We start from the raw sequence: 13234 nt of genomic DNA on the forward strand, positions 1-13234 counted from the left end.
AGTGAAAAATGCCGAGTGTTAGAACTTTAATGGGTTCTGGTTATGCGCAGCTCATCGGTTTATGTGTTATGTAATCATCCTTATTCCAAACTATTTAGGAAAAAACTATCTGAATCTTGTCGATAATCAGCTGCCCAAAGAAAAGCGTTATGAAAAGGCCAACTCCCATTTTAAAGAAGCACTGCAATTGGCCGTGCATGTCGGTTCGCTCGAAGATCAGAATGTCGCACTGGAAAATTTAGCCATGACCTATTTTCAAATAGGAAATTATAAAGAAGCCTTTGAGGCTAAGAATAGGTCCATCGTTTTACAGGATAGTATTCGTTCTTCGGAAATTAGAGAAGAGATCACGCGTTTGGAAATGCAGTATGAATTCGATAAAAAAGCGGCCCTGACCAAGGCTGAACATGAAAAAGAACAGCTTCAGGTTGAGGCCGAGTTACAACGGCAAAGGTTTATTAAAAACGGATCAATTTTAGGCGGAGGCACCCTACTGCTCGTTACTTTTGCGGGCGTATTCCTATACAAGCGAAGACGGGATGCCATAACGGAAAGACAAAAATCTCAATTTGATACGGTGGTCGCTGAAACAGAATTGAAAGCCCTTAGGGCGCAAATGAATCCGCATTTCATATTTAATTCCCTCAACTCTATCGGTGATTATTATGCCAGAAACGACAAAGATTCGGCCAATAAATACTTGTCTGAATTTGCCAAATTAATGCGTCTGACCTTGGAGAATTCTGAAAAAAAAGAGATTCCCCTAATCGAGGATGTCAACTTATTGAAGCTTTATCTAGAGGTGGAGTCAAAAAGAATGGTCGACAAGTTTAGTTACGAGATTAAATTAGACCCGGCTTTAGATCCTGAAAATGTTTTGGTTCCGCCACTAATCCTCCAACCCTTTATTGAAAATAGTATTTGGCATGGTATTGCAAAAAAAACAGGGAAAAGGCCATATTCTGATCGAAATAAAAAAAGATGGGGATTCAATTATATGCAGCGTAGATGATGACGGGATTGGACGGAAAGCTTCACTAGCCTTAAAAGAAGAAGTAGGGAAGTCCATGGGCATGAAAATAACCAAAACCAGAATTGATATTATCAACAAGCAAAAAAACACAAATGGCGATATGTCAATTATTGACAAGCCAAAAAACCAAGGACTTCGAGTAGAGGTAAAACTACCATTAGAACAGCTATTTTGAAAATAATCAGAACTATAATTGTAGATGATGAGCCGCATTGTATCAATAGGTTGACCGAGCTTGTGACACCGCTGGAAAATATTGCGTTAGTAGGCGCATATACCTCTGTGGAGGATGGCTCACATGCCATACTAAACCTTGCCCCGGATTTAATTTTTTTAGATGTCCAAATCAATGATAAAACAGGTTTTGATCTTTTAAAATTGGTTGGAAAAATGGGTTTCGAAGTCATTTTTACAACAGCTTTTGATACATATGCCGTCCAAGCATTTAAATTCAGTGCAGTGGATTATCTTTTAAAGCCAATAGATTTCGATGACTTGACACAGGCTTTGGATAAAGTAAACGAAAAACTGGAAAGGAAGGATTTTGAAAAAAAGGTGGAGACCTTACTAAGCAATTTACATAAGCAGGACCTACACAAAAAAATAAGCGTTCCAACTTCTGAGGGACTAACTTTTATAGAAGTTTCGGAAATTATTCGATGCCAATCTGACATTAACTATACCCACATATTTTTGAACGGAAACAAAAAAATTACGGTGTCCAAAACACTTAAATCTTTTGAGGCCTTGCTTTCGGAATGTAATTTTTTTAGGATACACAATTCCCACCTCATCAATCTTGAGTGCATAAGCAAGTATATCAAAGGCAAAGGCGGCTATGTTACCATGGTCGATGGGACATACTTAGAAGTTTCCACTAGACGTAAAGATGAATTTTTGAAACGATTTATTTGATGACATTCGTTTGAAATGCGATTAAAAAGAAAAGATTCATCACCTTTCTTAGACACAAGTGCTTCCAGAATAAGTGACTGTTTAAACGGCAAAAGAGATTTGTATTTTGTTTTTGTTTTGAAATTTATTTTTATTTCAGAAATTTAGTTAGTAACTTCATTGTGAGCTATTAAGCATGTGTTTTTTAGAGAAATCAATTCCGCCGTGCTTATATAAACCCATTTTAGGGTAAATTGTGTTTAAAGCATGCCGTGAAATTCTTTAGTCTTAATCATAACTGGACATGAATAAACTTACGCCTCTATTGCCAATCATCTTTTTTATAAATTTTCATGCTTTATTTGGACAAGTGGAGGTTATAGAAATCACTTATGATTCTACCAGTAATTCACTTTTATTCGGCAACCTACCCAAAAAAGTAAAAGCGAATAAAGACTACGTTCTAATGCTCACTAAGGTGAATTCTGCACACGTAGGCGTGGTTAGTCAATTAAGCGCTTATGACTATATTTCTGATCTTCCTGATATTCTAAAGCCAATTTTTCTCGGGATACCCAACACTAATGTAATGGGACAATTCGAATTGGATTCCAATAGAGGAAACACCAGACTATTTTTGAATGCCATGAACCATTATGATAAATTACAAAAAATAAGGAGTGCTGGAAACGACTATTATGAAAAAACCAAATTTAATCCAATTCCCGGAGATACGATTCCCCTTCATAATCTTAAGAAAACATTAGGATTGGATAATGTCAAGGCTATAGCAAATCAGTTGTTAATGTCTGAACAGTTTATTTTAAATGCTATAGAGAGCTATCGATACAGTATTAAGACTATTGATGTTAGAGATCCTATGTTAGAAGTCATTCACACGGAATACGCCACATTAAACACTATTAAAGATCGGATAGAAAGCGGTGTATTTCGTAAATCCTTACAATTTTTAATAGATTCTGAACGTGCAAAAAACCAGATGAATATTGACACATTTACAGCTTCAAAGGATGTCACCGAGGTGCATCTGCAAGTCGTAAATACTTATACTGGCGTTACTGTTTTTGAAGGCGACCTTAATTTTAAAACCTATCATAATTGGAGTTTCGATTTTACTACAGGATTTTTCTATTCCAATAGGGTGGAGAAGAAATACTATTTAGAAAATAGGGATGAGTCATTCAATTGGATCCTAAAAGAAGACATCCCAGAAGTTGATATTTCTATTGGGGCTTTAGGACATTTCTCTTATAAATTTTCACCAAGCTTTATGGCGGGTATTTCAGTTGGAGCGTCATTATCGCCTTTTGATGGGAAGCTCAGATACTTAACGGGTACGAGTTTACTCTTTGGTGAGCAAAAATATGTAGGCATAAATATAGGGGTAGCGTTTGCAAAAATAGCATCATTATCAGATGGTACGCGCCAGGATAGTGGCGGCTATTATCAATCAAAAGATATGACATCAATAAATACTGTTGAGCGTATTGAAACTGGCCTGTATATAGGTTTAACCTATAATTTTATAAATAAAAAACAATAACATGAAAACGATAAGAGATCTTATTCCATTTCTAGTCATTGCAGCTCTAGTAGGTTTTATAGCAAGTTCTGCATTTTTATTTTATAAGGCCTATGATCTATTGATCGATGGAAAATTACCAGCAGATTATCTTAAGGATCTAAGTTCTGGACTCATCTATGTTACCACTGGTCTAACCGGATTGGTTGGCGGCATAGTAGCCTCAGGATTTGGAGTGAAACCACAAGCGGGCGTACCTAAACGTGGGGAAGAAACAGCATATGCTTATAAACTTCAAGGTTTAGGATCTTTGGCTGTACCAGAGAAACAATCGGATGGCACTAAGGAGAAAATAGGATTATATTATGCGCTGACCTACTTTATTGTTGGTGCAGCCGCCGTGATTATCTGGATCCACTTAGACGAAAATGCAATTAGTAGCGTCTCCCATATGGCAATGGCATTTATAGGAATGGTCATCGCTATTGTTGCTCAATTTTTTAACACTCAAAACTCATGATTATGCAGAAAAAAGAAATCTATGTTGAATCATACCCAGACAGGATTCAAGCACGATTAGAAAAACGTGAGAGAATCAAAAAACGAAACGTTCCGTCTTATATCAATGGGGCGGCAAGAGATCTTGTATTCGAAGACTTAAAACTTTGGCGTGTTGGGGTTTTAACTGTTAGTTTTAAAGGGGGCAACAAAAATCTTCATCGTCAAATATCCGAAGTTGCAAGTGAATGGAGTAGGTACGGAAATTTGGTTTTCGATTTTGGTTATGACAAGCTAACGGGTGAATACAGGCAATGGAAACCCGATGACAATAGCCATATTCGCGTTGCTTTTGAATACAAGGGCTATTGGTCTTTAGTGGGAAATGATACTATGGATGAAGCAATTATTAAACCCGGTGAGATTACGCTTAATTTATCAAATTTTGATAAGCAGCTTCCAATCAATTGGCAAGGCACGGTATTGCATGAATTTGGGCATGCAATAGGCTTTCATCATGAGCACCAATCTCCAGATACTGAATGTGATTTTGATTGGGTAAAACTTTACGATTATTTAGGTGGCCCCCCAAATTATTGGACCAAAGCTAAAGTAGACCATAATTTGAGACAATTAACTGAAGGAGGATTGACCTATTCAGCGCACGACGTGAATTCAATTATGCATTATAGTTTTCCTGCTTGGATGTTCAAATCTGGGATAAAATCGTCGTGTTATACGGAAGAAAACCACCTATTATCAGCTGAGGATAAAAAGATGATGGCGGAGGCATATCCTTATCAAATAGAACTGATTGCTAAAATAGATCATTCAAGAATTGAACATTTAACGGAATTGAGCACTATGGTTGATTTAAATAAAGCAACCAATCAAGTACATCAAAAACACTTGGAGTTTTATCTTGAACATGGTATTGGTGAATAAATTTAAACATACATACCAAAAGCTTATTATAGGTTTATAAAATAGATCTACTACAGTAAGATTAATTATTTGAGAATCCGTTGCGTTGGGTGTTCCATATCTAATTTTTATTGGGGACAAAAACTATTTTTATACGGCTTAAGTATACCTTCACTAACGTCAATTAGAAAAAAGAAACAACACTTCTTTGTTGTGCTTTATTTTTTGTCTGAAGTAATCCTCTTATACTTTTTCATTATTTTAATGACATCATTGATCGGTAAAGCCTCTACTTTATGATTGTTTCTCCCACTCATTGTTTTTGCAGCAAATAGCGAATTTATAATCGCTTCCTCAGTTGCTTCAATAACTGCTAAGAATAGCGGTGTAATAGCTCCATTGTCCAGTTCTTTGGTTTTAATAAATAAAGATTTGTTGGGGTATGGAATAAAATTGTCTTCAAAGGTAGATACAGCAATAACATAATCACCACTCCCATTTGACGCTATTCCGCCTGTTTTTGCCAATCCCATCATTGCACGTTTCGCCAATCGTTCTAAATTTCTGGAATTCAAAGGCGCGTCAGTCATGACTACTATCATACAAGAACCATCAACATCATAGGTATAATTTCTAGGATAATTATCTAATTCTTTTGCTATCGGGACACCATTTATTTGAAGAATACCCCCAAAATTAGTTTGTACTAATACCCCAACAGTAAAACCTCCCAGATTTTCTGGTATCACACGAGAAGATGTTCCTATACCTCCTTTATATTCAAAACAATTTGTTCCTGTACCGGCACCTACATTGCCTTCTTCTATATTTCCGCTTTTCGCATTTTCAATAGCGTCTAAAACATGAACTTCTTTAACGTGCCTGCCTCTTATATCATTCAGCCATCCATCATTGGTTTCTCCAACAATCGAATTAACAGAATGAATACTTTCATTGCCTTTTTGTTGTAGTGTATAAGTAATTAATGCATTGCTGGCAGTAGGCACACTTAAAGTGTTTGTTAAAATTATAGGTGTTTCAATATTTCCTAATTCCTTTACTTGGCTATAGCCAGCTAATTTTCCAAAACCATTTCCTAAATAAATAGCTGCTGGAACTTTCAATTGAAATATATTTCCGGAATGAGGTAAAATTGCAGTAACACCGGTCCTAATATTATCGCCTTTTATTATTGATGTATGTCCAACTTTAACTCCCTTTACGTCTGTAATAGAGTTGTATGGCCCTGTTTTTAATATACCAATTTCAATACCATAATCTCTGGCTCTCTTTTTTTGAGCAGACAGATTAATTGATATCAGTAAAAATGTGATCAATAATAGTCTTTGTTTAATCATACTGGTTATTATTGGAAACTATTGTATAAAGCGTAGCTGATTTTATTGAATATAACAATTCAGCCATGGTTTAGCCATTAGTTTATTAAATGGAGTTGCTTTTATTTTAACTCTTTCAGCTCCGTTAGATATAGCCATTTTTGGCGTTTGTTGTTTATTAGATATTAACTATTTTTTTGATTGTATTCCAATTTCTTGTCGTAATGTTTTTTCCAAATAGTTTTTCTAACTCATTCATTCCTTTTGTGGTGGTTGTTGTCGAAAGGTCCAAAACGCTGAAAATTGTGTTATTTTGGACGGAAAGGATGTTATAAGCTTTGTCATCTGAATGATAAGGTGCGGTCAACTCAATTTTACTTCTGCTTTTTAAAAAAGAGACATATAGACGGATCTCTTTGTGGATATTTATTGTGGCAAAGGGACTGGCGGCAACTAAGTCAGAGATTTCCTTTTGGTGTCTTAAAATCACGGGAATTGGAAATCCGAACGATTGAGAAAGAGAACTTTCTATACTGTTTTCCAGATTTTTAATATTCGACTGCTTTGTTTCAAATACAAAATTTCCTGTATTCATTAATGTTCTTACCTTATGACATCCCAATTCAATCAATTTGTCGCGTAGATCTGCCATTGGCACTTTATGATGTCCGCCAACATTAATACCCCTAAGAAATCCTATTATTTTCATGATACCATCTTTAATATCCAATAAGCAAAGACTTTTTCATAGCCCATACAATGACCGCCAAGAGTTTTTGTTAATAATGGATTACGTGGTTAAGTTAGTAATTTAGCACATAAAAACCGAACCTGCCTGCCTGTCGGCAGGTATAAATCCACTCAGATTTTCTTAAGTAGTCAAGAACCAAGCAATTAATTTAAAAGTTGCTATGCTTTCGATTTTTTATATGCGCTTGTATTTGATTAAAGTCTATTCCTACTTAATAAAAAAACAAATGGATCAATAAAAGCATATCCAATAATCCCAATATTCCTACTACCGTTTACCACACCAACTATTCCGATAAGGCTTTAAGAGTCATAAAATTAACATAAAGGATGAGACTGGTTTTAAAAACGATCTGGAAAAGTTGTAGAAACTAAATGCCAAATTAAAAGAAACGAAAATTAAGATGGATCTGACGGAATTTAAAACCATTCTCCAATCCCATCAGCACCAAATGGTATTGTATTAGAGTGGTTGCAATGTCTTGAAAACCACTATGACGCTAAAATAGAGCAGGCCAAATCTACCCAATTCTGCAGTAGTGGTTTTTAGTGCGATTAGTTGTTTTGGGTGATTCTTAAAGTTGATCTAAAGAAGGTTTTTTAACAAAACTAAAAAGATTTGCTCCTCTGACCTAGATCATTTTCAATACCCTAGTTTCATCTTAATTTAGTAGTAAATAAATTGATTAGCTTAAAATTGTAAAATTATGTCACTAGTAAAATTTAAAAGAAGACCTTGAGGAAATCTTGTTACATCAAATCTATTTGATATTAGTGATTTTTTAACAATCAACCTTGGAACAATGAATTGTGGAACACTCACTTGAATGAGCCAGCGCTGACATTAAAGAAACGGACAAATCTTTTGAGGTAGAATTAGCAGCACCTGGATTTTATAAAAAAGATTTTAACGTCACCATTGATGATGGATGCTTGAATATTTCAGCAGAAAGTTCGCGTTCTAAAGAAGAAAAAGAAGACAAATACACACGTCAAGGATTTAGTTATAATTCCTTTGAGAAAAGATTGCAACTTCCAGATTCTGTAAAAGAGGAAGACGTGAAAGCAAAGTATAAAGATGGAGTTCTTCGTTTCAATCTTATTTAAAAAGAAGTATCTAAACAGCAGAAACCAAAGAAAGTTGAAATATCTTAATGTGTGCTTTTTATTTAGATTTCTTCAAAACACCCTCTTACCAATAACTTCAGCTTAAAGATTTGGTAAGGGGGTTTTTTAATTCTAACGCTTCACCAGTAAGGGATATAAAATTAAATACCATTTATCATGTTAGAACCTTTCCATCTTTCCATAAAAGCTGTTGTAGAGAAGTTAAACAGTAATACTAAGAAAGGGTTAACTGAAAGCGAGGTTAAGCAACGTATTAAAAAATATGGTAAAAATGAGATCGCTTCTAAAAAGCCTAAAAGAAAATGGAAAATCCTGTTTGATCAGTGTAATAACCCAATCATTTTCATTCTTATCATAGCAGCGGGTCTTACCTTTTATTTTAATGATGATTTAGCTGAGACTATTGCAATAATTGCTGTGATTATAATTACAATTAGTATTGGTTTTGTAATGGAATTACAAGGTATTCGTTCTCTAGAAGCCCTTCGCCAAATGGGATTCACAGAGAGTACGGTTTTGCGTGATGGAAAAATTAAAACTGTAAAATCGTCATTTTTAGTGCCTGGGGATATTGTTTTTATACAAGCAGGAGATGTCATTTCAACAGATGCACGCCTAATTTCTGTGGAGAATTTAACTATTAAAGAAGCCTCGTTAACTGGAGAAAGTAACACTATATATAAAGATATACTTCCACTTCCTATCAACACCATCTTATCAGACAGGAGCAATATGGTGTTTAAAGGTACAACTAGCGAGCAGGGTTCAGGCAAAGCAATCGTTGTAAACACAGGGAGAAATACGCAACTTGGGAGAATTCAGGAAATGGGAACTAACGTTAAAGAACAACGAACGCCATTAGAAAAAAAACTGAATGCATTAAGCAAATGGCTTATATCCCTCACTTTAATTTTTGCAATCCTCATTATTTTTACTGGCTATTTAAGAGGCTTGGAGATGCTGTTAATTATAGAAACTGCAGTAGCACTTGCCGTGGCAGCAATACCTGAAGGTCTACCAGTAATAGCAACTATCGCTTTGGCTAGAGGAATGCTGACGCTATCCAAGCGAAAAGTAATTATTAAAAAAATGGAATCAGTAGAGGCGTTGGGTGCTACAAACATTATTTGCACAGATAAAACTGGTACGCTTACTGAAGATAAAATGCAGGTTCACACGCTGGTCTTTGAAGATGAAATTTTAAATCAGCTACTCATTAAAGAGCGGGTTGATTTTCATAATGTAGAGAAATCGGATGCCTTAACAGCAATGATGATGACCAGCGTGTTGTGTAACAATGTTATTTTAAATGTTGAAGAAATGAGAGGAGACAGTCTTGAACTCGCACTCATTCAAGTTGCTGAAAAATTTAATTTTAATCCAAAAGAAATTAAAGAAAATCATCCTGAAGAGTTAGAGATTCCTTTTAATACGTCCAGTAAGTTGATGGCAACATTAAATCAAAATAAAGAAGGTTTCACTGTTCATGTAAAAGGCGCTTTTGAGAGTGTTATAAATTACTGTGATACCATTTTTAAAAATAATAAACCACAAGTATTTATTAATAAAAAGGAATGGGTTCATCGGGTAAATGATTTGGCATCTCAAGGCTTAAGGGTCTTGGCATTTGCTTATAAAAAGCACGAAAGAAAACCAGAAAAAAAAGATATACTATCACAGTTAACTTTTATAGGAATTATTGGATTCTTAGATCCAGCCAGAGAAGATGTAAAAGCAACCATACAAGTGTATAAAGAAGCAGGTATCAAAGTGGTTATGATGACAGGTGACCATCCTGGAACTGCAAAAAAAATTGCTGAAGATATAGGCTTATTGTCAAAAAATGCGGCTTCCAACAGCATCATTCACGGAAAGGACTTGCAGTTTGAATCCCATACAAACACTATTTTTGAAAAGAATTTATTGGATGCTTCCGTCTTTGCAAGAGTTACACCCGAGCAGAAATTAAAATTAGTTTCACTTTATCAAGAAAATGATAATGTGGTGGGGATGTTTGGTGATGGCATCAATGATATTCCTGCATTGCGCAAAGCAGATATTGGGATTGCTATGGGAATAAGAGGTACACAAGCCGCAAGAGAAGCCGCAGATGTTATTCTTAAAAACGACAAATTCACTGCAATGGAATTGGCCATCAAACAAGGACGTTCCATTTTTGACCATATCAGACAATTTGTGGTGTATCTTCTTTCTTGCAATTTGGCAGAGGTTGTCTCAGTTGGTTTGGCGGCGATACTCGCCTTGCCAGCACCTCTCTTGCCTTTACAAATTTTGTTTTTAAACCTTGTTACAGATATATTTCCGGCATTGGCATTAGGCATGGGAAAGGGCGAAAAACAAATTATGAAACGTCCACCTAGAAGAGCAAATGAACCCATTATGTCAGCAAAACGATGGAAATCAACTATTCTCTACGGACTTTCGATTACCGCTGCTGTTGTAGGTATTACTGCATATGCCTCTTTAGTGCTCGAGTTATCAGCTAAAATTATAAATAACATGGCATTCTTTACCTTAGTTTTAGCACAGTTATTAAATGTATTTAGTATGGCAGATAGGAAAGTGTCGTTTTTTAATAATGAAATTGTACAAAATCCTTGGGTATGGGCTGCTATTATACTATCGTTATTAATTACCATAAGCGCATACTACATCCAACCTGTGGCCAACGCACTTTTCTTAACCAATTTATCACTGGAACAAATAGGCTGGGTCATTGCTTTTGCATTTGGGTCATTGGTTTTGTCGCAGCTTTTTAAGCGATTGGGATTGACGTTTTAATATTTCTTTTTATATGGTAACGCTTATGATGTCACTGTTTTTAGGTTTCATCGACACTAGCTATCCAGTCATTAAAACTTTATTGATTGTCCGTAAAACATCATAATTATATAATCGATTCATATAATAACATGAATATTTCCTCAAAAAAAAACAAATATTTGTTTTTGTTCAGCGTAAACCTGCGAGATCTGCGGCATAATTTTTCCATACGCTTATTGTTTTCCCGCTGATTACGGAGATGTTCGCTGATTTTTTACTAGCATGAAAGGAAGCGGATATACAATTTTATTTATCATACTATTATTTCTTTAAACTAAAAGAAACCCGAAAAAAGAAAATCAATGCATAAAACTTCCACCCATGGCATTTCATAACATCTCATTGAATTCCAATTTGGGCAATAAGGCTCCTTTTTTGTTTTGGATCTGTTGCATTCTGTGTAGTATTTGATCCAACATTTTAACGGTTTGCTCTACATAAGGTCCTTTGTTCAGCATGACGCAGGTTGCGCGTTGCGCCATTGCAGCATCAGTGATTTCTGCCCTGGTAGGAATTCCTTTTTTAGTCAAATTTTCTAAAACTTGCGTGGCCCAAATATCAGGTAAATGTGCGGCATCACAAATCTGTATGATTTCTTCTTGGATGATGGCGAAGTTTTTCCAACCGGTTTCAATGGCCAAATCGCCACGGGCAATCATGACCCCAATTGGGTAGTTCTCCATGGCTTTTAATAGGATCCCCGGCAGATTCCTGAATCCTTCCATGGTTTCGATTTTTAAGACAACGCCAAGATTGGCATTCAGTTTTGTCAACTCCTCCAATAAGGCTGCGACATCCTGCTTATTATTTACAAACGAAAAATTGACGATATCGGCGTTTTTTACTATAAACTTCAGGTCTTCCTTATCCTTGTCAGTCAGGCCCCCAAAATCGATTTTACTGGAAGGCAGGTTTATTCCCTTATCCGCCCTTAGTTTTCCGCCTTTCTTTTTTGCGTTCGTGATTTCAATAATCAAATATTTGGAATGGGTCTCTATGACCGCACCTCCAATCTTACCATCATCAAAAAAAATAGGGTCTCCCACTAAAACATTGTTTAGAAATTCAGGAGAGGTGCTGGAAATATGGGCAATTTCGGTAACTTGTCCACTCTCATCAAGGACGGCTGGATTTCCTGGGATGGGGTCTTTATCGAGTCTTAGCAAATCACCTTTGGACAGGAAGATAATCGCTTCCAATTGTTCCAAATCATGAACGGTGTGGACCTCAAATGTGGTTTTTTTCTCAAAAAACACATTCAATACGGTTTCACTGGTCACGAAGGCAGACTTGTCGCACAGGCCCCAAATGCCATTGTCCTCTTTTGCATCGATATAGATTTGACGTTTTTTGCCTCTCGCATCCTTAAAAACAATCGTGGCCCCCTTTTCACTTTTTTTAAGCCATTTTTTGTTAACGGTAATGACCGCATCTACTTGCATGTCCCTTGGTGGTGCAATCCCTCGCGATGACAGCCAGACCCTGGCAGGCGCTATGACTTTTCCTAACATGTTCTTCCTTGGTTGTATATGAATTGCCTTGGCACCGGGCTTTATGTTTCCCGTTCTTATTTTTAGACCCGCAAGGTCCATTGCAATCTTACAATCGCTTTCGACTTCCTTAATGTTGTTTATAATTTGCTTCCAAATACGCTTATCATCATGGGCACAATTGATTCTGGCACAGTCCATGCCCAGTTTCAACAAGGATTCTACAAATTTTTTGTCGGTTGCCGCCTCAGTCGGTTGGGTGATCATAATAGCCGTTTCCCTTTTATTCTTTATCGTTCCGAAAATCACTTTGGAATTACGGTATTGAATGGCCTTTGCTTCCTTGTTAGTGAGATGGATTTTATCACCAGTGGGCAGATCAATGTGCAATAGACTATTGAGGATGGTTTTGAAATTCAGTAGTCTGTGTAAAATGCTATTTTTGGATTCGGGAGATATGGGCAAACCTATGTCATCCAATTTTTTCTGTAAGTCGCTGATATCAAATGTACGCAGGGCTAAATAGTGAATCAGATTTTTGGCACTTTGGTCGTAATTTGGATGCACGTTGTCTAATTGCACTTTATATTTTAACTCAAATTCAGAAATCCTATCAATAATTGAATCAATGGCAACTGATATTACTCGCAATTTCTTTTCTGGGTAATGCATAATTGAAGCGTTTTTATTATCTAGTTAAGGGTTAAAATCCTGCTCCCGATAGCTATCGGGATCCATTGCAGTTACTTTAGTTTCTATAAATTTTTAAGGATATTTTGTCATTTCGACAGAG

The 13234-nt window shown here is 36.0% G+C and carries 11 protein-coding genes; 8 read left to right on the forward strand and 3 right to left on the reverse strand.

Features of this window, described 5'->3' with window-relative positions; genetic code table 11:
• Positions 1 to 61 precede the first annotated feature (61 nt).
• The 6 genes from JEM65_RS19410 (at position 62) to JEM65_RS19430 (ending at position 4913) form a co-directional block, all read left to right on the forward strand.
• Positions 62 to 1012: a tetratricopeptide repeat protein gene (locus tag JEM65_RS19410; RefSeq protein WP_199603148.1), complete on the forward strand. Its 951-nt coding sequence runs from the start codon at positions 62 to 64 to the stop codon at positions 1010 to 1012.
• A gap of 61 nt (positions 1013 to 1073) precedes the next feature.
• Positions 1074 to 1208, forward strand: a complete 135-nt coding sequence (locus JEM65_RS22910; RefSeq protein ID WP_262895269.1) for a hypothetical protein — start codon at positions 1074 to 1076, stop codon at positions 1206 to 1208.
• Entirely contained in the window at positions 1205 to 1948 is a 744-nt protein-coding gene (locus JEM65_RS19415; RefSeq protein WP_199603150.1) for a LytR/AlgR family response regulator transcription factor, read from the forward strand. Before JEM65_RS22910 ends, JEM65_RS19415 begins: the two co-directional genes overlap by 4 nt.
• 283 nt (positions 1949 to 2231) lie before the next feature.
• A complete protein-coding gene (locus JEM65_RS19420; protein ID WP_199603152.1) occupies positions 2232 to 3491 on the forward strand; it encodes a hypothetical protein in 1260 nt (419 codons plus the stop codon).
• Between the two features lies 1 nt (position 3492).
• A complete protein-coding gene (locus JEM65_RS19425; RefSeq protein WP_199603154.1) occupies positions 3493 to 3990 on the forward strand; it encodes a hypothetical protein in 498 nt (165 codons plus the stop codon).
• A gap of 2 nt (positions 3991 to 3992) precedes the next feature.
• Positions 3993 to 4913, forward strand: a complete 921-nt coding sequence (locus JEM65_RS19430; protein WP_199603156.1) for a M12 family metallopeptidase — start codon at positions 3993 to 3995, stop codon at positions 4911 to 4913.
• A 197-nt stretch (positions 4914 to 5110) separates the two neighbouring features.
• Here JEM65_RS19430 and JEM65_RS19435 read toward each other — a convergent pair whose 3' ends face one another.
• Positions 5111 to 6250 (reverse strand): DmpA family aminopeptidase, encoded by a 1140-nt coding sequence (locus JEM65_RS19435; protein WP_199603159.1) that lies wholly within the window; start codon positions 6248 to 6250, stop codon positions 5111 to 5113.
• Between the two features lie 157 nt (positions 6251 to 6407).
• Positions 6408 to 6938 carry a DUF1697 domain-containing protein gene (locus JEM65_RS19440; RefSeq protein WP_199603161.1) on the reverse strand — a complete coding sequence of 177 codons (531 nt, stop codon included), beginning with the start codon at positions 6936 to 6938 and terminating at the stop codon, positions 6408 to 6410.
• Between the two features lie 884 nt (positions 6939 to 7822).
• Here JEM65_RS19440 and JEM65_RS22505 point away from each other — a divergent pair.
• Entirely contained in the window at positions 7823 to 8086 is a 264-nt protein-coding gene (locus JEM65_RS22505) for an Hsp20/alpha crystallin family protein (RefSeq protein WP_307810568.1), read from the forward strand.
• Between the two features lie 177 nt (positions 8087 to 8263).
• The gene (locus JEM65_RS19450) at positions 8264 to 10909 is read left to right on the forward strand and encodes a cation-translocating P-type ATPase (RefSeq protein ID WP_199603162.1); all 2646 of its coding nucleotides are present in this window, start codon (positions 8264 to 8266) and stop codon (positions 10907 to 10909) included.
• A gap of 371 nt (positions 10910 to 11280) precedes the next feature.
• Here the strand turns inward: JEM65_RS19450 and JEM65_RS19455 are convergent, their stop codons facing one another.
• Complete coding sequence (locus JEM65_RS19455; protein ID WP_199603164.1) at positions 11281 to 13113, reverse strand: pyruvate kinase; 1833 nt, start codon at positions 13111 to 13113, stop codon at positions 11281 to 11283.
• Between the last annotated feature and the right edge of the window lie 121 nt (positions 13114 to 13234).

Source organism: Gelidibacter salicanalis (assembly GCF_016469035.1).
GTDB classification, from domain to species: Bacteria; Bacteroidota; Bacteroidia; order Flavobacteriales; family Flavobacteriaceae; genus Gelidibacter; species Gelidibacter salicanalis_A.